The following is a 21699-nucleotide window of genomic DNA, read 5'->3' on the forward strand; positions in this document are numbered from 1 at the left end:
AGTCTATTTTCTTATTCTAACATTTTATCAAATCAATTAAAAATTCATCACAAAAAAACAGAAATATGATATTTCTGTTTTTTCTAACGATCGGTTTTAATTAACCCATAGTCTCCATCATGTCTTCGATAAACAATGTCAGTGGTGCCATCGGTGACATCAACATAGACAAAAAAATCATGCCCAATCAAATTCATCTGAATAATGGCATCTTCCGAAGTCATCTTCTGTAAAGGAATCCGCTTTTTCCTAACGATCTTAGATTCGGCTAATCGTTTATCGGGATCATTAAAAACGTGGGATAACTTATGCTCAGTTAATTCTTCATTTACCTTTGAGCCATATTTATCGATCTGTTGCTGGATATCGTGAATCGCGATATCAATGCTTTTGTGAATATCATCAGAGTTGCCCTCACCTCGCAGTAAAAAGTTCGGTAGGATAATAGTGATTTCAGCTTTGATTCGTTCGTTAGAATAGTTCATAAGATCAACATGAGCAGTCCCTTTCACGTTTGCATCAAAACGTTTATCAATTGTTTTGACATGATGATTAATGTAATCACGGAGATCACTGGTGATTTCAACATCATCACCTCTTAATTTAGTTTCAAGCATTTTAATCTCTCCTATGCTTAGTATCATTGTCTTCAAACGAATCTCTTATAACTATTATAAATTCTAATCGATTAAATAACAATCAATACTAACGTGCAAGGGTAATACTTGAGACTTTCTTAACCCCATACGAATATAACAGTTTGGCCGCTAAGTGCAGGGTGGTTCCAGTCGTATACACATCATCAATCAAACAAACCTTTCTCCCACGTAGGTTATTAGTTGACCACTCCGGCTCAACGTAAAATGGTTGTTTTAAGTGCATCCTATCAAATTTATCTTTTTTAGACTGGGGTAAGCCCTTTTTTGACACAGCTCCTAAGACCTTTTGATATTTTATACCAGTTAACCATCCCTCAACCTGATTAAACTTTCGCACCTCAAACGTTTTCTTACTAATCGGGATGGGAACAATCATACCACCATCGTTATGTCCAAATATAAAAGACTGAAACTGACTTTGAAATAATCGCCTTAACCGATAATCGCCCTGAAACTTGTACCGAGCCATGTAATCATTCACTTCATCGTATGGAAACAACGCGTGGTTAATTAATTTGGGACCAGATTGATCTTCCCAAATCTTACAATCATCACACAACTCTAATTTTGCTTGCTGCTTGCCACAATCTGGACACGCCGTTTTTAAATCAATGGGACAAAAAAGTTTTTGACATTCATCACACATAATTGGCGGGACAAAGGAACGAAAACTTAAAATAAAGGAAATGCTCACATCACTTCTAATAATTTGATTACACCATACACATTTATTCATGACTTTTTAATTTCATCCCTCTGCGATTCATAGCCTTAATCTCATTTTGGGCGCTAGTAATTCGTCTTGAAAAACTGCCCACAAAAAAATCAACGTTACCGGTCGGTCTGGTCCTTTTTCGACCCACTCTTCCTGCCATCTGAACTAATGACGACGTAGAAAAGACTTCATCGTCAGCCCCCAGTACCATTACATCAATATCTGGAAACGTCACTCCTCGTTCTAAAATGGTCGTAGTCACTAAAAATAACACTTGCTGGTTACGCATGGCTTGAACCTTTTCCATTCGTTTCTTGTCAGCAGAATAAACACATTCCCATACCTTTGGACCACGGATTTGTTTGCTTAAAATCCGATCAACCACCGGTAAATCTTTAATCTTAGGAACAAACAATAAAAATCTTCTTCTAATTGCAACGTTACGCTGACACATTTTAATTAATTGATGGGGTAACCTTCCCTTTGATAATTGCATCCGCCATTTTCTTGACAAGTGAACTTTAATCACGGGCAATAAATGACCATGAAACCTGATCGGCAAATAACTCATATCTCCATTTCCACGCGTGATTTGGGTTCTCAGTCGTTTACTTGGAGTGGCACTTAACATGATTCTTTGTCCCGTAGTCTTTAAGGCATGCTTTACGGCAAACTCCAGGTTAACGTTGTTAACGAATGGAAACGCATCAACTTCATCAATAATCAATAAATCAAAAGCATGAAAGAAACGCATGAGTTGGTGGGTCGTACAGACAGTCAGTTGACAATAATGGTACTTGTCTTTACTTTTACCATGCAATAAAACCATATCAAGGTTAGAAAAAGCCGCTTTAAGACGCGGATAAAGTTCCGAACACACGTCCACTCTGGGAGAAGCAATGGCAATTCGAAATTTACGTTTAATTGCCCATGTTAATACCGGAAAAAGCATCTCGGTCTTACCAGCCCCAGTAACCGCCCACAGTAGATGATCACGGTGATGTTTTACTGATTCAATCATCCTTAACGCACAGTCTTTTTGATTTACAGTTAGCGTCCCATCCCAAGTCAAAACATTACTTGGAACCACAAAACGATTTGTTTCTAGGACACTAACCAGTTTCATCGACGAATCAATTCGCCCCATTTCGATGCAATTGGGGCAGTAAAAAATATGATTGGGAAGTTCACATTTTGATTTTTCACAATTGAATCCACATCGGTTACAATAAATAGTAGTTTGATTAACCGTTACCGCTAATTCAAAATTAAGAAGTGGATCACTTAAAAGTATCGGATCAATCAAAGTGCTTGGCGTAAGTCTTCCCATTAGTTCTTTTTGATCTTTGATCATTGACTATCCGCCTCCATTTTTAAATACGAAGAACAGGAATAATTTAATGCAAAATTCTTTTTTAACCATTAAACAAGCTGGTCAAAATGAAATTATTATCAAAAAATCAAAGTTTATTGCTTCCGTATCTCGTGTCACGGACGAAGCGAGTGCTCAAGCATTCATCGCCAGTATCAAAAACCAAAATAAAAAGGCCAACCACAATTGTTTTGCCTATGTCATTGGCCCAAATGATGATATCCAGCGAGAAAGTGACAACGGCGAACCCAGTGGGACTGCCGGTATTCCAATCCTGGATGCCATTAAAAACATGGAGCTTCACGACACAGTAATCGTAGTAACAAGGTACTTTGGTGGCATCAAACTAGGTGCTGGTGGCCTAATTCGAGCATATAGTAACTCGGCATCGGATGTGATTGAAAGGGTTGGAATTAGTAAAATGACGCTTAAAACCGCACTTACTATTTCAGTATCCTATAAGTTAAATGATAAACTCCAATACTTTCTTAAACAAAATAATCTACCAATTACTAACGTTGAATATGACACCAGTGTTCGGGTAAGCACCGCCATTTCAAATCATGTGATTGATGACTTCAAAACAAAAATCAACAATTTGCTTGCAGGAGACGTTCAATTCAAGATTGGTAAGGAAGCTTATTTTGAGAGTCCAGTTTAGTCTAAAAAGAGTAGTTCACCTTCAATGAACTACTCTTTTTTGTTTGATTTGGTTTTATGCTTTGCCTTGGTTTTAGTGATTTCGGTTTCGTGATTAGCCTTACTGGTTGTTCCAGTCACAACGCGTTTAATCAAATTAAGCAAGGGTTGCCGGTTCTTTCCGACTAATCCAATGGCTTCCACAAAAAGCTCAATCCCAATCAAAGTGGCAACCGTCAACAAGACTGATCCCCAGAAACTGGACAATGGATAGAGTAAAGAGATGAAAGCGAAAATTAACGCAATCCCGTAAATCACCAAAACCGTTTGTCGGTGGGTCAAACCAATCTGCATCAATCGATGATGCAAATGGTGCTTATCAGCGTGAGAGATGGGTTGCTTGTTCAAAATCCGCCGTAAAATTGCATAAGCGGTGTCCGAGATTGGGACTCCCAAAATCACAACGGGAATAATGACCGATATGAAGGTGGCGTTTTTAAGACCTTGTAAAGAAAAGACCGAAATCATAAAGCCAATTAATAAGGATCCCGTATCCCCTAGATAGATTCGAGCTGGGAAAAAATTATACGGTAAAAAGCCCAAACAGGAAGCGGCAAAGGTAAAAATCATGATTGACACGTAAACGTTACCGACGTTTAAAAAGAATAAGCCAATGATTCCCATGGTAGTCAGAGCAATAATGGCAATCCCCGTCGCTAGTCCATCCAGTCCATCGATTAAATTAATTGAGTTCGTAATCCCCAGAATCCATATCCAGGTAATTGGTAGACTTAACCATCCCAGACTAACATCACCAAAGAATGGGAGCGTAATGGAGCTCATCTGAATGCCCGCAAAAATGTATACCCATAGTGCTGCTAGCGAGATCCCAATCACCTTTTGTCGTGGCTTCAATTCAAAAATATCATCAATGACTCCCGTCATAATGATAATAATTTCTCCGCCCAGAATTCCCCACAACTTACTAGATGGAATTTGGTTTCGCAAAAAAACGCAAGTCGTAATGGTATAAGCAATAAAAATTGCCAGACCACCCAACGTTGGCATTGGAATTTTATTTACACGTCTTTTATTCGGTTTATCAATGGCGCCAATTTTGAATGCTAAAATTCTGATAAAAGGGGTTAAAACCGCCGACATTATCATCGTTGCAAACAAATAGACGAATATTTCAAATTTCAATTAAGTATGGCCTTCCACGATTAAGTTTATATTCAATTATACAAACGGAAAATAACAAACACAAGCTTCCCTTTATTTAATTTAATGATAATTAAATCTAATGATAACAATTAAAATTTTGGTTTGTTTTTTAGTTCATTTCATATATTATATTAAATATAGAAATAGCTAAATCAATCACATACTTTTGAAAGGAGCAAAACATGCAAAATAAAGAAGAAAAGCCCCAAAAAGATGCTCCATTGTTAACTCAACTCGGTATCTTTGGGGTCATTTTATTCGTCTCAAGCCTAATCTCAGCACTCTTTCCAGCCAACTTTCCAGTTCCAACCCCAGTAATTGGTTTGGTGATATTATATTTGTTATTGACCTTTAAAGTCATTAAACCAGAACAGGTCGAAAAGGTCGGATCATTTTTTATTGGAATCCTAGGATTCCTTTTCGTCCCTTCTGGAATTCAATTAGCGGCCTCCCTCGACATTATGAAACATTCTGGCGTCAAACTAGTGATTATGATCATTATTTCGACAGTCGTCATGTTGGTGTCGGTGGCTTTAGTTGCTACTTTTTTGATATGGGCCCGCAATAAAATTTTTGGCAAAAAACAAGACATTGATAAGGAGTAACCAAATATGCAAACGGAACTATTAAAATTTTTAGGCAATCCAATGTTTGGAATTGCTTTATCATTGGTGGTCTATCTGATTGGATCATTTCTATTTAAAAAATTTAACGGTTTTTTTCTTTTTCAACCATTATTTGTTGGGATGGTGCTCGGGATCTTTGTTCTCTGGTTAATGAGCAAAGCAACGGGGATTAACATTACCTGGATTTACACTAATCTGTATAAGCCCGGTGGTGATATTATTTTCTGGTTCCTCTTCCCTACCACGATTGCTTTCGCAGTCCCACTCTTCAAGCGAAACGACATCGTGAAAAAGTACTGGTTTGAAATTTTGTTATCACTAATAATCGGTTTAACCATTTCGGTAATCATCATGTACTTTGTCTCCAAGTTAATTGGATTAAACAAGTCAGAAATTGCTTCCATGCTTCCGCAGGCTGCCACTACCGCAGTTGCAATGCCAATCGCTCAAGGCATTAACGGTGTGCCAGCAATTACCGCCATGGCATGTATCTTAAACGCTGTTATTATTTACGCACTTGGCGACTGGATCATTAAAATATTCAGATTGAAGAACCCCATCGGAATTGGATTGGGTCTTGGAACGGCAGGACACACCCTTGGATCAGCTAAAGCTCTTGAACTTGGTGAAGTTCAGGGTTCCATGGCTGCGATTGCGGTGGTCATTATTTCGGTGGTCGTTGATATCATCGTCCCACTATTTGCTCATATTGTGCACCTTTAAATCCAAAACAAAAGCTAGGCTATGTTTAACATAGCCTAGCTTTTTGTTCTATTATTCACTTAAATGATAGTTATACGTCGATACAATGATGTCCTGACGTGAATTCAAGGCACTTCTTAATCGAACAGCGGTCTGATTATGAAGGACTTGTTGCCAGTAGTGTTTTGGTACAAACTGAGGAACCAGAACCGTCGTAGTATAATTACGATCCTCATCCTGTTTCGCAATAACATCACAGAAACGAAGCACTGGATCGACAACCGAACGATACGAAGTATGAATATCGACAAATCGAATGTCTGGATACTCTTCCTTAAACTTCGTTGAAATTTTCTCTTCTTTTTGCGGATTATCGGCAAACGAAACGTGCATGGCAATGACATTGTCACCAATCGATCTCGCATAGTTAATTGCTTGTCTAGTAACTTGGGTAACATTTCCCACTAACACGATTACCGTTGAACCAGCATAGGTATGATTCTCATAATTCGGATCAGTTGAAATACGAAGCTGCTCAGCAATTCGCTGATAGTGAAGATGAATTTTGTAAAACATCAAAAGGAGCAACGGCATGATAATGAGATATGGCCAAACGTTTGCAAAATGAAGTGCAAACAGGAAGAAGACTAACATCACTGAGATGAACGCTCCAATAAAATTAATGACAGCCTTCACCGGCCATAAGCCATCTTTATTTCTGAACCAGTGAACAATCATTCCAGATTGAGACAACGTAAATGGAACAAACACACCAACAGCATAGAGTGGAATTAAGAGATTGGTTTTACCCTTAAAGAGGACAATTAAAACAATCGCACCTAAAGCTAACGAAATAATTCCATTTGAATAACCTAGTCGGTCACCCTTATCCAGGTAGGCATGTGGCAAATATTTATCCTTAGCCATGTTGTAGGCCAAAATTGGAAAGGCTGAGAAACCAGTGTTAGCAGCAACAGCTAAAATCAAGGCAGTTGCAAGCTGAAGTAAGTAGTACATGATTCCGTGACCAAAGACATTGGTACCAATCTGTGATAAGACGGTATCTTTAGCGTTAGGAATAACTCCCATGTAGTAACTTAGAAAGGTAATCCCAGCAAAGAAGATTCCTAAAATAATGGCCATGATACCTAATGTATTGGCAGCGTTCTTTCGTTTTGGTTGTTTAAAGTTTGGAACCGCATTACTAATGGCTTCAACTCCAGTTAACGATGCTGAACCAGATGAGAATGCCTTAAAGAATAATACCAAGGTCATTCCCTTAACTGAGGTATTCAGTGGAGCATACGCATGATAAGTAATTTTATTAGTTAAAATATTATAAGCACCAACAATGATTAAAATGATAATCATCACAATAAATAGGTACACTGGAATAACCAGGAATGAAGCTGAATCATGCATTCCACGAAGATTCAAAATCATAATAAATATTACAATTAAGATTGCGATCGGAACCTGATAATTATATAGCGCAGGGATGGCAGAAGTAATCGCTTCAGTCCCAGAAGTCGTTGAAACGGCAACCGTTAACATATAATCAACTAATAGGGACCCACCAGCAACTAAACCAGCAGTGTCACCCCAATTGGTTCGGGCAACAACGTAGGCACCTCCACCAGATGGATAAGCATAAATAATCTGTCGATAAGATAATGTGATTGCGGCTAACAGAACCAACACTAGTAGTGCGACCCACATTTGATACATTAATGCCGCGGTCGATAAGGTAATCAAAACGGCAGTAATCTGTTCAGTACCATAAGCAACTGATGATAAGGCATCAGATGATAGCAATGCTAAACCTTTGAACTTAGTGAGAGATTGACCAGAGCCTTCCGTTGTCTTAAGCGGACGTCCAATAATTAATCTTTTTAAATACCGCCACATTTAATCCATACTCCTTTAATATGTCATATTTAACCTAGTAAAACCGTAATTTTAAAGTCAAATGCAATTGTACTACATTAAACTAGATAATTCATCATAATTGGAAATAAAAAAGAGTCCATTCGGACTCTTTTTTATTAAAACTTAAATTACATCATTCCACCCATTCCAGGTTGTTGTGGAGCAGCTGGTTGATCATTATCATTTTTTGGTTGTTCGGCAACAACGGCTTCAGTAGTTAATAGAAGAGCTGAAACAGATGCAGCGTTTTGAAGTGCTGAACGGCTTACCTTAGTTGGGTCAACGACACCAGCTTTGATCATGTCTTCGTACTTGCCAGTCAATGCATTGTAACCAATGCCTGGTTTTTCGTCTTTCAAATGATCAACAATAACTGAACCGTCAATCCCAGCATTTTCAGCAATTTGTCTTACTGGTGCTTCTAGGGCTTTAACAACAATGTTAACTCCAGTTGCTTCATCACCTTCAGCGGGGATTTTAGCAACGTCATTCAAGATGTTGATAAAGGCTGTACCACCACCGGGAACAAATCCCTCTTCAACAGCGGCTCTAGTAGCATTCAAAGCATCTTCAATTCGGTACTTACGTTCTTTAAGTTCAGTTTCAGTGGCTGCACCAACTTTGATAACAGCAACTCCACCAGCCAACTTAGCTAAACGTTCCTTCAACTTATCACGGTCAAAGTCAGAATCAGTGGCATCAATTTGTTGTTTGATTTCATCAATTCGTTTGTCGATAGCTTCTTTGCTACCCTTACCTTCAACGATAGTTGTGCTGTCTTTAGTAACGTTAACCTTATTAGCTTGACCTAATTGATCAATGGTAGTGTCTTTTAGATCTAATCCAAGATCAGAAGTAATTACAGTACCACCAGTCAAAGTAGCGATGTCTTGGAGTTGTTCTTTACGACGATCACCAAAGCCGGGAGCCTTAACAGCTACAACATTAAAGGTTCCACGCATCTTGTTCAAAACTAAGGTTGGAAGAGCTTCTCCACCAATATCATCAGCAATGATCAAGAGTGAACGACCTTGTTGTACGACTGATTGAAGTAATGGCAAAATGTCTTGGATATTAGTGATTTTCTTGTCAGTAATTAAAATGTAGGGATTATCTAGGTTAGCTTCCATTTTTTCTTGGTCGGTAACCATGTATTGTGACATGTATCCACGATCAAATTCCATACCCTCAACAACGTCTAAACTAGTGTCAACACCACGTGATTCTTCAATCGTAATAACACCATCATTACCAACTTTTTCCATTGCGTCGGCAATCAAATTACCAACCTTTTCGTTAGCTGATGAGATTGAAGCAATTTGAGCGATATCTTCCTTGCTAGTTACTTGGTGACTCATCTTGTGAAGACTGTCAACGGCTGTTCTAGTAGCCTTTTCGATTCCTTGACGAACTCCAACGGGATTAGCACCAGCGGTAACGTTCTTCATACCCTCTTTAACGATTGCTTGGGCAAGAACAGTAGCAGTAGTAGTACCATCACCGGCAACGTCATTGGTTTTAGAAGCAACTTCAGATACTAACTTAGCACCCATATTTTCAAAGTGATCTGGAAGATCAATTGCTTTAGCAATGGTAACACCATCATTTGTGATTGTTGGATCTCCAGCTTTTTCTTCTAGAACAACGTTACGTCCTTTTGGACCCATAGTTGTTTTTACAGTGTCAGCTAATTTGTCAACACCATTTAACATCGAATTTCTAGCATTTTCAGAAAACTTAATTTCTTTAGCCATTATTATCACCTCATATTAATTAATTTATTTTTATTATTTAACGATTGCAAGTAAATCTTTTTCGTGCATTACAAGGTATGGAGTACCATCATATTCAACCTTTGTCCCTGCATACTTATCAAACATGACCATGTCGTCTTCTTTAACAGAAGGGGCAACTTTTTGTCCGTTATCAAGAACTCGACCCTCGCCTACAGCGACAACTTTACCCATCTGTGGTTTTTCTTTAGCGTTATTTGCTAAAACAATTCCACCGACGTTTTTTTCTTCTGGTTCTTGCACTTCGACAATTACGCGATCTCCTAATGGTTCTAACACGTTAATCCCTCCAATAAATATCTTTATTAAATTTTAGCACTTGCACTTATCAAGTGCTAACTTACATTCTTAATATATTATTTTTTCACAACTAATGCAAGAACTTTGCCCGATAAAAATAAAAAAGCATCCAAAATTGGATGCTTAATCTTTATCATAATGATCAATAAAATAGATCAATGTTTGCAGTTCATTAGTTAAATCAACATTATGAACTCTAATTTCCTTTGGAACCGATAATCGGACTGATGTGAAGTTTAAAATTCCTTTTACACCCGCTTTGGCAACTTGATCAGCAACTTGTTGAGCAACTTTACCAGGAACTGTGAGAATCACAACACTGATTTGTTGATCTTTAAGCTGTTTTACCAATTGATCCATTGGGTAAATTGGAACCCCACCTTGAATGGTATTAACATTTTTAGGATTAACGTCAAAAGCAGCGGAAATTCTAATATTACTATCCATGTGGAAGTTAAAATTCAAAAGGGCATGACCCAAGTTACCAACACCGATCAATGCTACATTGGTTAATTGATCTTGGTTCAAGATCTTCTTGAAAAATTCTAGTAAACTGTCTACGTCATATCCATAACCTCGCTTACCAAGGGCACCAAAATATGAAAAGTCACGACGAATTGTAGCAGAATCCACTTGAATTGCGTCGGCCAATTCATTTGATGATATTCGTTTCTTTCCACCGTCATGTAAAATATTTAAATAACGATAGTAAAGCGGCAATCGTTTCGCGGTTGCACGTGGAATTTTTGTCTCAGCCATTTTCAAATCTCCTATTATTATTGTCGAGATTAATAAGTCACAAAATTAATTCTAACATAAAGAAATTGTTTGTGAAATAATATAAAAATGAAATCGGCTGAAAAGCCCCACAGGGCAGGATAAATTAATTTAATAATTTGTTGTTAACGATTTATTTTTCATTTTGAGCCCACTCAAATTCTAATCCTGGATCAGCATTTAGTGAAGCTTTTCCTTTTTCCTGATGGTGCTGCATTGCTGCTGCAGCAGCTCCTATCATTGCTGCATTATCTCCACACAACTTAAGCGGAGCCTTGACAAATTCCACATTTTCCTTACTGGCAATCGCATCTAGTCGATTTCTAATGCCCTTATTCGCGGCAACTCCACCAGCTAAAATAAACTCTTTTACAGGATAATTTTCAAGTGCACTTTGTGATTTTTTTGCCAAAACGTCCACTACGGCAGCTTCAAAACTAGCAGCTAAATCGTTCTTATTTAGAGTCTTTCCAATCTGATTGGCATGGTGAACGGTATTGATAAAAGCACTTTTAAGTCCGCTAAAACTAAAATCATAATTACCATCTGATTCCATCGCACGTGGAAAATTAAAAGTATCCTTTCCCTTTTGAGCCATTTTGTCAACGGTTGGGCCAGCTGGATAATTAATTCCTAAAACTCTCCCAATTTTATCAAATGCTTCACCTGCGGCATCGTCTCTAGTCTCACCGATGATCTCAAACTTACCTTCTTCGGGCATAAAAACAAGCTCCGTATGACCACCAGATACCACAAGTGCCATTGCCGGAAACTCAATTGGCTTAATAAAGTTAGTAGCATAAATATGTCCTGCAATGTGATTAATTGGAATAAGGGGTAGATGATGAGCCCAAGCTACCACTTTGGCAGCGGTGACTCCAATCAAAAGTGCACCAACCAATCCTGGGCCATAGGTCACAGCTACTGCCGTTAAATCATCGTATGTGACGTTTGCACGTTTCAAAGCATCATTTATACAAATGGTAATCTCTTCAATATGATGACGACTAGCCACTTCTGGTACCACACCACCAAATCGCTGATGACTTTTAATCTGAGTTGCAACAACGTTTGATAAAATTTCTTTACCATCCTTGATAACAGCAACACTTGTTTCATCACAACTACTCTCAAACGCCAAAATCACACTATTATCTTGCATTAATACTCACCCGTCTCTAACTATCTTCCAAAATTATTTGGTGCCACTTTTTGCTTGGATAAATCCAGTTTCATTACCACAGCATCTTCACCATCATTATAGTAATCTGGATCAATTCCAACCTGAACAAACCCAAGATCCCGATTCAAATCTTGAGCTTTAATATTTCCTAATCGAATTTCGATTGAAACACTTTTAAGTCTCATCAGTCGAGCTCTTCTGATAACCATGGTAAGCAAAAAATATCCCAATCCGCGATTTTGGAATTTGGGTAACACCGCAATATTTTCAACGTGACAATTCTTACTATCACGAGAAATCGAACAACCGACAAAAGCAATCAATTCGTCGGCTTTCCTAATTACCAAGTATAAACTGTTTTTGTGCTTTTTTAGATCATTTAGGAAACGTTCTCGATCCCAAGCTGCCTTTTTGTCGTAAACCTCTTCTTCAACATTCACAATGTCAGGGATGTCAGTAATAGAACCCTTGCCAAAATAGTAATCGACTCCATTCACATCAACAATGTGATTTTTAATCTGAAGTCCACGCTGAATCTTAGCTTCTTCCTTTTTTTTAACGTTCTTTTTTAACCATGCCTCAATTTTCTTCAACATAAGACTCGTTTTCCCTCCCCGGGTTTAACTTTTGCCAGTCTGCTTGTGCTTTGGTTAAACGAAGATAATTGGGATTAAAATTGTTAACATCAGCAACTGGTTCTTGCTTTTCCCCATAGATACCAATTTTAGCTGCCTGTGGCAGGTTATCAATTCCAGTCATATATTTGAAATCTTTCCCGAAATGTTGTTTTAAGCGCTCGGAAAAATGAGCAACATCCCTTCCAACGAATACGATGGGCTCATCAAACTTGTCCAGTTTGGTCATCCACTTATCAAAATTAACGTGTTGATCTTTAATTACCGACTCGGGACCACGATCGGAAGTACGGTACAGACCAGTAAACAAATTATCGTTTCTACCATCAAATAATGGCACTACCAACTGGTCGTGTTTTTGCACGTTTAAAACAAGCGCCATGAGACTTGAAATGCCAACCAAATCAATATTCAATGTATCGGCCAAAACTTTTCCAACCGTGGTGGCAATTCTAATCCCAGTGTATGAACCAGGACCATTACTTACGACGACCCGATCCAGATCTTGTGGAGTTAAATTGGCATACTTAACCAACTCTCCAACCACCGGCATTAAGTATTCAGCATGTTTTCTATGCGTTGTCATCGTGGTTGTTGCTAGCACCTGTTCGTCTTTTAAAACTGCCACAGTTAATGGTTGATTAGAGGTATCAACTGCTAAAACGTGCATATTATTTACTTCCTTCTTTATTCAGCTTCTTCCATTTAATTTCGGCAATCGATTTAGTATCATCGTTGACCGAAATATCGTGGATCGATTGAATTTGATCACCGGTCTTAATGAGTTTGCTTCGACTTACGACCGGATCACCATATGTAACTTCATCTTCATACTTAATACTTACTTGCTTTGGAACGTGAGTTGCCAAAAAATCATAGGATAAATCATCAACCATCCATCCAATGTATTTGGCATTATTGACATGAGAATTCCAATCAATGTCAGTAAAACGAACGTGATACTCAGTCTTCATAAGATTTTGTTCATCATGAATTTGAGGAATCTTTCTTAACCGTTGAATCCTTCTTACTCGATCACAGTGATAGGGAGTAATCATATCTTCCTCTAATCGAACCATTTTCCTAGATTTAATGTCCATCATGACCCACAAACTACCAACATGAACTAATTCATTCCCGTCAACGTCTCTAACCCAGAATTCACGGTACGCAAAGTACTTAGTGTATGAAGTTCCCCTCGTTTGAACCTGAATTTTTTCATGAACCTTAGGAAGACGCGTAATATCCATGTCGGTTTGAACAACAACCCAAGTTACGCCATGTTCAATCACATGTCTGGTACTTACACCGAGTGCTTTTGCTTGGTCCTGTGAAATCATAATGATCACGTCAATTAACATTGAAAGAGTAATGTTACCCAGTAAATTGGTTTCATAGTACTCAACTACATGGTCTTCAGAAAAAATATCTCCAGTCATCTTAATTCCTCTTATCTTATTCTATGTGGTGGTATTGATTATAAACATCCTGACGGACTAACCCATTTTGCTTAGCGACTTGCTTAATCGCGCCATTTGGCTTTTCACCGTTACTAATTAATTGATCAACCTGCTCGTAAACCGACAATTGAGCTCCATTTTGCTTCTCTTCATGAAGTTTAAACCCGGCTGGATTCCCAGAAACTAGAATGACAAACTCTCCTCTAATCTCATTTTGTTTGGACCATTCCACTAAATCGTCAAGACCACCACGAACGTATTCTTCAAACTTTTTAGTGAGCTCTCTTGCAAGCACTGCCTGCCGATTGCCAAAAACCTTTTGCATGTTTAAGAGCGTCTTTTTAAGTCGATGAGGCGCTTCATAAAAAATCAAGGTCGGATATTCTTGTGCTAAAATCTTTAGTTCATCAACCTGCTCTTTGGGTTTCCGTTTTAAAAATCCATAAAACAAAAACGGTTGAGGTTTAAGTCCTGAAGCAATTAAACTAGTAAGGCCAGCGTTTGGTCCCGGAATGCTTATCACGGAAATATCATGTTCAATGCACTGCTTTACTAATTCACGTCCAGGATCACTAATTGAAGGCATTCCTGCATCACTGACTTGTGCAATTGAAATCCCATTGATTAATTTTTCAACTAATTCAGGTGCTCGTTGTTCAGTATTATGCTCATGAAAACTAATTTGTTTGGTCGTAATATCAAAATGATTTAAAAGTTTCTGGGTATTCCTCGTATCTTCAGCGGCAATCAAATCAACATCTTTTAAAATATTGATGGCTCTAATCGTCATATCATCAAGATTACCAATTGGTGTAGGAACCAGATATAAACTGCCCTTATTATGATCTGCAAAACTTTTTTGAACTGATAAATCCAATGGAATTACCTTTCTCCGTAAATGATATCGGTACAAAACATACAACTACTATTACTGTTACGCCGTTTTCCATAAAACTGTGTGCAAACATGAAATCCCTCGTTATACAACTTTTCCAAATTCTTCTTAGACATCGAAAGTTGCTGCTTCTTTTTGTTTTTCCCATCTTTTCCCGAAATTAACTCTCGAAGATGTTCATTTTCAATCTTCAGTTCTGAATTTTCCTCGATGACTTTATCAATTTCATCCCGAAGATCACCAATTTTTTCACTCATTAATTCCGATTGTGATTCCAAATTATTAAATTCTTCGTTAACATCTGATTCTTTCAATCGACTTTTGCTCCTCCTTCAATGACTGCTAAACATTTCAGGGTAATAACCTCCAAAATATTTTGGAAGCTAACGTTTAGATCTTGTTTTTTGGCACTGTTCAAGACCGTTGTGATGATTTCAATTAATTGATCATCTGATAACTGGTTAGCCATCTGTTTCAAAAGGGAATACTGATCACCAAACCCTAAACTATCAGGCTTTAATTCCCTAAACTTGACATCAAAGACATCCTTAAAAATTTGATAAATCATTTTTAAAGTCATCTGTTGTTCAAACTGACCCGTTATATTAGGTATAAAGCTAATTTGAACGCTCGTAAAAGCGCGATAATCATCATTAACTAATTCATTAAACCAGTGCTCAACTATCTCTTTAACCTTGTTAAACCAACCGTCTTCAAGCATTTTATCAATTGAAGATAAGTCCTCAGTTAATTCTAAAATAAGATTACTAGACGTTTTCGATAATCCTCTATCAGTTACGTACTTAATCAAGTTATCTTCGTTAATTTTTGGAAATTCTACTAACTGCGTTCTAGATATGATGGTTGGTAATATCTTTCGATAGTCATTGGTAAGTAAAAAGGAATTAACTTGCCCATTTGGCTCTTCAATAAACTTCAAAAGACTATTAGCAGCACTAGTAGTCATCGTATCGGCCCCGTCAATAATGAAAACCTTCTTGTTTCCTTCAACCGCACTTTTAGAAAATTCATGTTTTAAATGTCGAATTGAATCAACTTTGATACTTCTGCCATCGGGTTTGATCATCACCACATCAGGATGTTCGTCTTCTGCGATCCGGACACACTCATTACAGATGCCACATGGCATGCCATTTTGAACGTTATTACAAAACAAACGCATTGCAATCGTCTTTGCAACCGCTAATTTTCCCAAACCATCCGAACCCGAAAAAAGATACGAGTGACTGAGATCTTGAGCCGAAATAACGCCCATAAAGTGTTGTGTTAAAGTAGCTTGTTTTTGGGTAGCCTGTTTAATTATGGTCTGAGCTAAAGTTTCTTCTACCATTATATTAACTAACTAGAAGCGATTTAATGATTCCATTGGCAAAATCATAACCGTTGCTCCTCCAACCTGAACTTCAACTGGGTAAGACGTCTCACTAATGCTTCCAGCTAAACTAACTGGTGGCGTCATGTATTGTTTTCTAGTTTCACAGGTTGTTTTAATGATATCCAAAATCTCGTCGACCTTATCATCTTTAGCTCCAATCAAATAAGTGACGTTTTTAGCCTTCAAGAATCCACCCTTAGTGGATAATTGGGTTGCCTGGATCTTATGTTTGATGAATTCAGATTGTAATTTGGCTGCATCCTTATCTTGGATAATTGCAATAATTAACTTCATAACTGATCCTCCTATTTACTTTCATTAAAATATCTAGCTGCTCTCTTATACAACACGGAAATGACCTGATCTACTACTTGTTCAATTGGCTTAGTAGCATCAACCTTAATAACCCGCTTGGGGTTCTGTTTGGCAATTTCATCATAAGCTTCATGAACCCGAACGTAAAAATCGTGTTCTTGAAGATCCAAACGATTAACTTCCCCACTCCGATGTTCAGCAATGCGGTCTAATCCAACGTCGACTGGGACGTCAAAATAAATGGTGGTATCAGGCATTAAACCCTCAGTAGCAAACTGATTCATTGATAAAACGGCGTTTTCACCAAGTTCTCGGCCCGCTCCTTGATACGCAATTGAACTGTCAAGATAGCGGTCGCACAAAACTAATTGACCGGCCTTTAAAGCTGGCAAAATGGTCTTAACTAAATGCTCTCTTCTGGCCGCCGCAAACAAAAGCGCCTCACAACGGTCATCCATATCTGACTCGTTTTTATTCAAAATTATCTGCCGAATTTGCTCGGAGACTTGGTTTCCACCTGGTTCACGAGTAGTTAGCAATTGGTCTTTAAGCATTGGTTTAATTTTATCAACCACCTGATTTAAAACGGTGGTTTTTCCAGCACCATCAGTGCCTTCAAATGTAATAAATTGTCCAGTCATATTAGATTCAGTCCCAGCATTTTTGCTATTTTCATTGTACTTTAAGTTATATTTATTGTCTATTTAAAAAGCCAGCTAGGATCTAGCTGGCTTACGTTTAGTTTTCATATACTGACGGTTGAATCCGATCATTTTTAATGTTTCGTTTTCGTGCTTGCCGATACATAAACATGTATTTTTGCTTTGTAAGCATCGTTTGTGCAAATAAGTGACTGTCCGTTTCGGAAACGGCTTGTTCAGTTTGCACGGCCTGATCCCAATCATTTTTTAAAAAATTGATGGTATCAAGCAATTGGTCATCATAATTTTGCTTCATAGAACTATATCTAAATAACGAAAACATCGTTCATCCCTCACATTTCGGTGCGTCCAGAAACTGCCTTTGAAAGGGTCATCTCATCTGCATATTCAATATCACTTCCAACTGACAGTCCATGAGACAATCTGGTAACTTTAATGCCTGCTGGCTTAATTAACTTTGCCAAATACATCGCCGTTGCTTCTCCCTCGGGAGTGGCATTAGTAGCAATGATGACTTCTTTAACTTCTTCGTTTTTTTGCAGTCGTTTAATTAAAGAGCTGATATTGATGTCTTCAGGACCCTTCCCCTCAATGGGGGAAAGCACTCCGTGTAAAACGTGATAAAGACCATTATAATCCTTCATTTTTTCCATCGTCATCACATCTTTAGACTGTTCCACTACCATAATCTTACTTTGATCACGACTTTCATCGGTACAGATCTCACAAGGATCGGTCTCGGTGATATTGCCGCAAATTGAACAAAAACGCAAATCATTCTTAGTTGAAGTTAAGGCATCCGCAAAGTTTTTTACATCGGTTTTATTCATATCAACCGTATAAAATGCCAATCTAGTGGCGGTCTTTCTGCCAATTCCTGGCAAATGCATGTAACTATCGATTAGCTTAGCAATTGGTTCTGGGTATTGCATTTAAATCCCTTCTTCTACATACCTGGAATATTCATTCCCTTGGTATACTTTCCCATCTTATCTTGAGTGGTCTTTTCAATCTGTGAAAGTGCATCGTTAACCGCACTGATCACTAGATCTGAGAGCATGTCTGGATCGTCTGGATCAATGGCCTCTGGTTTGACGTTCATGTCCTTCATCTTGCGGTCACCAGTAAAGGTAACGGTCACCATATCTTCTGGAGCTTTTCCAGTGAATTCACTCTTCTCAATTTCTTCTTGTTCATTTTGCATTTGTTGTTGCATCTTACGAGCTTTTTGCATCATCTTTCCCATGTTCATTCCGTTCATAATTATTCTCCTTTTAATTAATCATCTTTAACATCAATTATATCATCACCAAACATCTGCTTGGCAGTATTAACCGAATCATTGTTATCTTTATCTTTGGTCGTCTCAGTTTGTTCTTGTTTTTCGTAAGCTTTATTCGTATTAGAAGTCATCTTTTCTGACTTGGAGTTTGAACGATTTTTTTCATTATGAGACCGGTGATTTTTAAGGTAATCACTTCTAAGTTGTGGCCATTCATCATTTGGTACAAACACCACCATTGGAACAAATCCTAAAATACGATCAAGGCCATTTTGAAGTGCATCCATCAAATCACCATCGGTTCCAGCCTTCTGATACAAAAAGCCATAATCAAAGGCAACAACAACTCCCTTATCACTCGCAGCAACGGGGTTTGAGACATGCATCACGGCTCGTTGCGTGACCGACAACGACTGAAGTAATTCCTGCCAGATATCCTGATAAGTAGTCAGATCTTTTCTAGTGGCCTTTTCTAGGATATCGTAAACTTTCGTCAAATTAACTCGGACCTGTTTGGTGGAATCATAATGAGAGGAATCAGCGATTGGCTTAGATTTAGTTGATTTAGGTTGCTTATCATCATCAGTTGATGTTGACCCATTGCCCAGTTCCGACTTTAACTCACTAACTTGATTTTGCAGCTCAGACAGTTGCTTTTTTAAAACTTTCGTATCCTTATCATCGCTTTTTGATTCGTTATCTGGGTCACTTTCTTTTTGATTTGCCAGTTTAACCGTTAAAATATCCAAATAAACATCGGGATGAGACGAATAACGCATCTGACTTTGAACGTCACTCATAATTTCAACGTAATGATATATTAAATTACTATCCACCTTATCAGCAATCGTCTTAAAATTGTCGCCTAAAAGGCCAAGTTCGCTCTTTTGGACCATTTCTGGATCCTGATGATATAACAAAATGTTCTGACAATAATCAATTAAGTCCTCAATAAACTGATTAGCGTCTTTGCCGTCATCAAGAATTTCTTGAACCATTTTTAAACCCGTCGAAACGTCTGAATTAAAAACGGCCTCAAAGTACGACTGAATTCGATCCCTGGTGACACTGCCAGTGACTGACAAGGCACTTTCATATGTCACCTTATCATTACTGTAGGAAAGAGCTTGGTCAAGGATACTAAGTGCATCACGCATCCCACCCTCAGCACTTTTAGCGATTACCCTTAGCGCCTTGTCATCGTACTCAATGCCCTTTTTTGAAAGGATGTATTCCATTCGTTGCAGGATATCACTAGCCTTGATTCGCTTGAAATCAAAACGTTGCGTTCGTGAAATGATGGTAGCAGGAATCTTTTGGGGTTCAGTGGTAGCCAATATGAAAATGACGTGCTCCGGCGGCTCTTCTAGTGTTTTAAGCAAGGCATTAAAGGCCCCCGTCGACAACATATGCACTTCATCAATGATATAAACTTTATATTTACCTTCCGTTGGGGAATACTTCGCCTTATCGCGAATATTTCTGATCTCTTCGACCCCATTATTAGAAGCAGCATCAATTTCAATGACATCATTAAACGCACCCTTATTAATCGCTAGACACGTTGCACACTCATTACAGGGCTCGCCATCCTTTAAATTAGGGCAGTTAACCGCTTTAGCCAAAATTTTAGCGGCGGAAGTTTTTCCCGTTCCACGGGGACCCGTAAATAAATACGCATGACTAATTTGGTTAGTTATCAATGCGTTTTTTAAAGTCTGAGTAATGACTGGCTGCCCAACAATTTCATCAAATCTTTGTGGACGCCAGGTCCGATATAGTGCTTGATAACTCATGAAATGCTTCCTTTCGCCGAGAATTGGTACCATTAATTATTATATCTTGAAAATTGACGAAATGCTAATAACTTTAAACGACATTTTGTCCAAAAAAAATCTCCCAGTCAAACGACTAGGAGTTTAATTTCTAAAAACGAGAAGCACAAGGCAAAAGATACTTAGTGCTGCTTCCTTCCGGACCTGACACGGTTCGTAAGTCTGCCCTTGCTTCAGGGCCTTACGGCATTAATTATCATAACCGAAAAATCCACAAATGTCTAGGAATATTACCGTGATTTGCGTTTATCTTTAAAGAATTTCTTCATCATACTACCAGATTGGGTGGCTTTCAATCCACTTGTCACTTGAACCTGATGGTTTTGTCTTAAATCATTTAGGGTGTGGTAAAGACTTTCAACGGCTCCAGCTTTTTCATTTTTTGCTCCATATACTAATCTTTTAATCCTAGTATTAATAATCGCACCAGCACACATTAAACAAGGCTCAACCGTCACGTACATCTCACAATCATTTAAACGCCAACTCTTTAAATTGATACACGCTTCTTCAATCGCAATGATTTCAGCATGCTCGGTTCCAATCTCCGTGTGTTCACGCAGATTATGTCCCTTCCCAACAATTTGACCGTCCTTAACGATTAATGCTCCAATCGGTACTTCACCAATGACGTAAGCATGGTTAGCTTCATTTAAAGCTTGGTCCATAAAATACGCATCATTTTCATTCATTTATGACTTCCTTTCTACTCTTTAAAATGTAATATCCCTTATCACGTTTAACGATTTGTACGTTACCAAAAACCTTATTCATTAATTTTTTAGCCGAGGGTGCTCCCTGCTTCTTTTGTAAAACCACCGTCAACGTTCCATCATTAACCAGGTGGTCATAAGAACCCGTAATCATTTCATCGACAACTTTTTTTCCGGCACGAACGGGGGGATTAGTTACAATGCCCGCATACTTTTGGGAAATATTCTGATACCCATCAGAAACAAAGATATCTACGTTATCAATCTGATTGAGATCCGCATTCTGTTTAGCCAGTTTTAACGCTAAATTATTGACGTCTACCATAGTAAAATGCCGTTCTGGATCTGTCTTGGCCAAAAACAGACCAATCGGGCCGTAACCACATCCCATGTCTAAGATTGCTCCCTGAGGCATTTCATTAACATCGACATTATTAATCAAAACCCGCGAACCATAATCCACGGTATTTTTAGAAAACACACCGTTGTCTGTCACAAAACTTAGCGTGGTTTTAAGTAAAGAAAAGTTCCAATGTTTTTCCTCATGTTTAACATCAGGATTTGCGGTATAATAAAAGTCGTTCAAA

Annotated in this window: 26 protein-coding genes and 1 other RNA gene; 3 read left to right on the forward strand and 24 right to left on the reverse strand. The window is 38.2% G+C overall.

What is annotated here, in order from left to right; translation table 11 throughout:
* Positions 1-83: 83 nt before the first annotated feature.
* From hpf to AC6UD6_RS06585, 3 genes are all read right to left on the reverse strand, one after another.
* On the reverse strand, positions 84-617 hold the full coding sequence (gene hpf / locus AC6UD6_RS06575) for a ribosome hibernation-promoting factor, HPF/YfiA family (protein WP_500696123.1): 534 nt from the start codon (positions 615-617) through the stop codon (positions 84-86).
* A gap of 88 nt (positions 618-705) precedes the next feature.
* Positions 706-1395 carry a ComF family protein gene (locus AC6UD6_RS06580; protein WP_500696124.1) on the reverse strand — a complete coding sequence of 230 codons (690 nt, stop codon included), beginning with the start codon at positions 1393-1395 and terminating at the stop codon, positions 706-708.
* Positions 1388-2728 carry an ATP-dependent helicase ComFA gene (locus AC6UD6_RS06585; protein WP_500696125.1) on the reverse strand — a complete coding sequence of 447 codons (1341 nt, stop codon included), beginning with the start codon at positions 2726-2728 and terminating at the stop codon, positions 1388-1390. Before AC6UD6_RS06585 ends, AC6UD6_RS06580 begins: the two co-directional genes overlap by 8 nt.
* 46 nt (positions 2729-2774) lie before the next feature.
* Here AC6UD6_RS06585 and AC6UD6_RS06590 point away from each other — a divergent pair, with 46 nt between their 5' ends.
* Positions 2775-3407, forward strand: coding sequence for a YigZ family protein (locus AC6UD6_RS06590; protein WP_500696126.1), 633 nt, complete (start codon positions 2775-2777; stop codon positions 3405-3407).
* A 29-nt stretch (positions 3408-3436) separates the two neighbouring features.
* Here the strand turns inward: AC6UD6_RS06590 and AC6UD6_RS06595 are convergent, their stop codons facing one another.
* On the reverse strand, positions 3437-4588 hold the full coding sequence (locus AC6UD6_RS06595) for a glycosyltransferase family 4 protein (protein ID WP_500696127.1): 1152 nt from the start codon (positions 4586-4588) through the stop codon (positions 3437-3439).
* A 203-nt stretch (positions 4589-4791) separates the two neighbouring features.
* On the opposite strand from AC6UD6_RS06595, the gene AC6UD6_RS06600 reads away from it, so the two are divergent.
* The gene (locus AC6UD6_RS06600) at positions 4792-5214 is read left to right on the forward strand and encodes a CidA/LrgA family protein (protein WP_500694450.1); all 423 of its coding nucleotides are present in this window, start codon (positions 4792-4794) and stop codon (positions 5212-5214) included.
* Between the two features lie 6 nt (positions 5215-5220).
* Complete coding sequence (gene lrgB / locus AC6UD6_RS06605; RefSeq protein WP_500696128.1) at positions 5221-5958, forward strand: antiholin-like protein LrgB; 738 nt, start codon at positions 5221-5223, stop codon at positions 5956-5958.
* A gap of 51 nt (positions 5959-6009) precedes the next feature.
* On the opposite strand, the gene kimA is transcribed toward lrgB, so the two are convergent.
* The 20 genes from kimA to AC6UD6_RS06705 form a co-directional block, all read right to left on the reverse strand.
* The gene (gene kimA, locus AC6UD6_RS06610) at positions 6010-7845 is read right to left on the reverse strand and encodes a potassium transporter KimA (RefSeq protein ID WP_500696129.1); all 1836 of its coding nucleotides are present in this window, start codon (positions 7843-7845) and stop codon (positions 6010-6012) included.
* Positions 7846-7994: 149 nt separating this feature from the next.
* On the reverse strand, positions 7995-9620 hold the full coding sequence (gene groL / locus AC6UD6_RS06615) for a chaperonin GroEL (RefSeq protein WP_500696130.1): 1626 nt from the start codon (positions 9618-9620) through the stop codon (positions 7995-7997).
* A 33-nt stretch (positions 9621-9653) separates the two neighbouring features.
* The gene (groES, locus tag AC6UD6_RS06620; RefSeq protein WP_500694454.1) at positions 9654-9938 is read right to left on the reverse strand and encodes a co-chaperone GroES; all 285 of its coding nucleotides are present in this window, start codon (positions 9936-9938) and stop codon (positions 9654-9656) included.
* Between the two features lie 144 nt (positions 9939-10082).
* Positions 10083-10718: a redox-sensing transcriptional repressor Rex gene (locus tag AC6UD6_RS06625; RefSeq protein ID WP_010021811.1), complete on the reverse strand. Its 636-nt coding sequence runs from the start codon at positions 10716-10718 to the stop codon at positions 10083-10085.
* A gap of 151 nt (positions 10719-10869) precedes the next feature.
* The gene (gene tsaD, locus AC6UD6_RS06630; RefSeq protein ID WP_500696131.1) at positions 10870-11898 is read right to left on the reverse strand and encodes a tRNA (adenosine(37)-N6)-threonylcarbamoyltransferase complex transferase subunit TsaD; all 1029 of its coding nucleotides are present in this window, start codon (positions 11896-11898) and stop codon (positions 10870-10872) included.
* Between the two features lie 20 nt (positions 11899-11918).
* Positions 11919-12515, reverse strand: coding sequence for a ribosomal protein S18-alanine N-acetyltransferase (rimI, locus tag AC6UD6_RS06635; RefSeq protein WP_500696132.1), 597 nt, complete (start codon positions 12513-12515; stop codon positions 11919-11921).
* The gene (tsaB, locus tag AC6UD6_RS06640; RefSeq protein WP_500696133.1) at positions 12499-13224 is read right to left on the reverse strand and encodes a tRNA (adenosine(37)-N6)-threonylcarbamoyltransferase complex dimerization subunit type 1 TsaB; all 726 of its coding nucleotides are present in this window, start codon (positions 13222-13224) and stop codon (positions 12499-12501) included. Before tsaB ends, rimI begins: the two co-directional genes overlap by 17 nt.
* Position 13225: 1 nt before the next feature.
* The gene (locus AC6UD6_RS06645) at positions 13226-13993 is read right to left on the reverse strand and encodes an acyl-[acyl-carrier-protein] thioesterase (RefSeq protein WP_500696134.1); all 768 of its coding nucleotides are present in this window, start codon (positions 13991-13993) and stop codon (positions 13226-13228) included.
* Between the two features lie 16 nt (positions 13994-14009).
* Complete coding sequence (gene rsmI, locus AC6UD6_RS06650; RefSeq protein ID WP_500696135.1) at positions 14010-14891, reverse strand: 16S rRNA (cytidine(1402)-2'-O)-methyltransferase; 882 nt, start codon at positions 14889-14891, stop codon at positions 14010-14012.
* 5 nt (positions 14892-14896) lie between these two features.
* Positions 14897-15223 (reverse strand): DNA replication initiation control protein YabA, encoded by a 327-nt coding sequence (locus AC6UD6_RS06655; RefSeq protein ID WP_500694460.1) that lies wholly within the window; start codon positions 15221-15223, stop codon positions 14897-14899.
* Positions 15220-16260, reverse strand: coding sequence for a DNA polymerase III subunit delta' (holB, locus tag AC6UD6_RS06660; protein WP_500696136.1), 1041 nt, complete (start codon positions 16258-16260; stop codon positions 15220-15222). Before holB ends, AC6UD6_RS06655 begins: the two co-directional genes overlap by 4 nt.
* A 12-nt stretch (positions 16261-16272) precedes the next feature.
* Positions 16273-16599 (reverse strand): cyclic di-AMP receptor DarA, encoded by a 327-nt coding sequence (gene darA / locus AC6UD6_RS06665; protein WP_500696137.1) that lies wholly within the window; start codon positions 16597-16599, stop codon positions 16273-16275.
* A gap of 11 nt (positions 16600-16610) precedes the next feature.
* Positions 16611-17261, reverse strand: a complete 651-nt coding sequence (tmk, locus tag AC6UD6_RS06670; RefSeq protein WP_500696138.1) for a dTMP kinase — start codon at positions 17259-17261, stop codon at positions 16611-16613.
* 97 nt (positions 17262-17358) lie between these two features.
* Entirely contained in the window at positions 17359-17604 is a 246-nt protein-coding gene (locus tag AC6UD6_RS06675; RefSeq protein WP_500696139.1) for a YaaL family protein, read from the reverse strand.
* Positions 17605-17614: 10 nt separating this feature from the next.
* Positions 17615-18214, reverse strand: a complete 600-nt coding sequence (gene recR / locus AC6UD6_RS06680) for a recombination mediator RecR (protein ID WP_500694465.1) — start codon at positions 18212-18214, stop codon at positions 17615-17617.
* A gap of 14 nt (positions 18215-18228) precedes the next feature.
* On the reverse strand, positions 18229-18546 hold the full coding sequence (locus AC6UD6_RS06685; protein ID WP_500696169.1) for a YbaB/EbfC family nucleoid-associated protein: 318 nt from the start codon (positions 18544-18546) through the stop codon (positions 18229-18231).
* Positions 18547-18560: 14 nt separating this feature from the next.
* On the reverse strand, positions 18561-20360 hold the full coding sequence (gene dnaX, locus AC6UD6_RS06690) for a DNA polymerase III subunit gamma/tau (RefSeq protein ID WP_500696140.1): 1800 nt from the start codon (positions 20358-20360) through the stop codon (positions 18561-18563).
* 132 nt (positions 20361-20492) lie between these two features.
* Positions 20493-20579: signal recognition particle sRNA small type (gene ffs / locus AC6UD6_RS06695), an RNA gene on the reverse strand.
* Positions 20580-20629: 50 nt separating this feature from the next.
* Positions 20630-21091 carry a nucleoside deaminase gene (locus tag AC6UD6_RS06700; RefSeq protein WP_500696141.1) on the reverse strand — a complete coding sequence of 154 codons (462 nt, stop codon included), beginning with the start codon at positions 21089-21091 and terminating at the stop codon, positions 20630-20632.
* Complete coding sequence (locus AC6UD6_RS06705; protein ID WP_500696142.1) at positions 21084-21698, reverse strand: class I SAM-dependent methyltransferase; 615 nt, start codon at positions 21696-21698, stop codon at positions 21084-21086. Before AC6UD6_RS06705 ends, AC6UD6_RS06700 begins: the two co-directional genes overlap by 8 nt.
* Position 21699 lies beyond the last annotated feature (1 nt).

This window comes from Fructilactobacillus sp. X8R2C1 (assembly GCF_059900955.1).

What these genes read in the sequence shown, in the direction of transcription:
- hpf (WP_500696123.1), bottom strand. Translation starts at nt 617, where the DNA reads ATGCTTGAAACTAAATTAAGAGGTGATGATGTTGAAATCACCAGTGAT.
- AC6UD6_RS06580 (WP_500696124.1), bottom strand. Translation starts at nt 1,395, where the DNA reads ATGAATAAATGTGTATGGTGTAATCAAATTATTAGAAGTGATGTGAGC.
- AC6UD6_RS06585 (WP_500696125.1), bottom strand. Translation starts at nt 2,728, where the DNA reads ATGATCAAAGATCAAAAAGAACTAATGGGAAGACTTACGCCAAGCACT.
- AC6UD6_RS06590 (WP_500696126.1), top strand. Translation starts at nt 2,775, where the DNA reads ATGCAAAATTCTTTTTTAACCATTAAACAAGCTGGTCAAAATGAAATT.
- AC6UD6_RS06600 (WP_500694450.1), top strand. Translation starts at nt 4,792, where the DNA reads ATGCAAAATAAAGAAGAAAAGCCCCAAAAAGATGCTCCATTGTTAACT.
- lrgB (WP_500696128.1), top strand. Translation starts at nt 5,221, where the DNA reads ATGCAAACGGAACTATTAAAATTTTTAGGCAATCCAATGTTTGGAATT.
- kimA (WP_500696129.1), bottom strand. Translation starts at nt 7,845, where the DNA reads ATGTGGCGGTATTTAAAAAGATTAATTATTGGACGTCCGCTTAAGACA.
- groL (WP_500696130.1), bottom strand. Translation starts at nt 9,620, where the DNA reads ATGGCTAAAGAAATTAAGTTTTCTGAAAATGCTAGAAATTCGATGTTA.
- AC6UD6_RS06625 (WP_010021811.1), bottom strand. Translation starts at nt 10,718, where the DNA reads ATGGCTGAGACAAAAATTCCACGTGCAACCGCGAAACGATTGCCGCTT.
- tsaD (WP_500696131.1), bottom strand. Translation starts at nt 11,898, where the DNA reads ATGCAAGATAATAGTGTGATTTTGGCGTTTGAGAGTAGTTGTGATGAA.
- rimI (WP_500696132.1), bottom strand. Translation starts at nt 12,515, where the DNA reads ATGTTGAAGAAAATTGAGGCATGGTTAAAAAAGAACGTTAAAAAAAAG.
- tsaB (WP_500696133.1), bottom strand. Translation starts at nt 13,224, where the DNA reads ATGCACGTTTTAGCAGTTGATACCTCTAATCAACCATTAACTGTGGCA.
- AC6UD6_RS06645 (WP_500696134.1), bottom strand. Translation starts at nt 13,993, where the DNA reads ATGACTGGAGATATTTTTTCTGAAGACCATGTAGTTGAGTACTATGAA.
- holB (WP_500696136.1), bottom strand. Translation starts at nt 16,260, where the DNA reads ATGGTAGAAGAAACTTTAGCTCAGACCATAATTAAACAGGCTACCCAA.
- darA (WP_500696137.1), bottom strand. Translation starts at nt 16,599, where the DNA reads ATGAAGTTAATTATTGCAATTATCCAAGATAAGGATGCAGCCAAATTA.
- tmk (WP_500696138.1), bottom strand. Translation starts at nt 17,261, where the DNA reads ATGACTGGACAATTTATTACATTTGAAGGCACTGATGGTGCTGGAAAA.
- AC6UD6_RS06675 (WP_500696139.1), bottom strand. Translation starts at nt 17,604, where the DNA reads ATGTTTTCGTTATTTAGATATAGTTCTATGAAGCAAAATTATGATGAC.
- recR (WP_500694465.1), bottom strand. Translation starts at nt 18,214, where the DNA reads ATGCAATACCCAGAACCAATTGCTAAGCTAATCGATAGTTACATGCAT.
- dnaX (WP_500696140.1), bottom strand. Translation starts at nt 20,360, where the DNA reads ATGAGTTATCAAGCACTATATCGGACCTGGCGTCCACAAAGATTTGAT.
- AC6UD6_RS06700 (WP_500696141.1), bottom strand. Translation starts at nt 21,091, where the DNA reads ATGAATGAAAATGATGCGTATTTTATGGACCAAGCTTTAAATGAAGCT.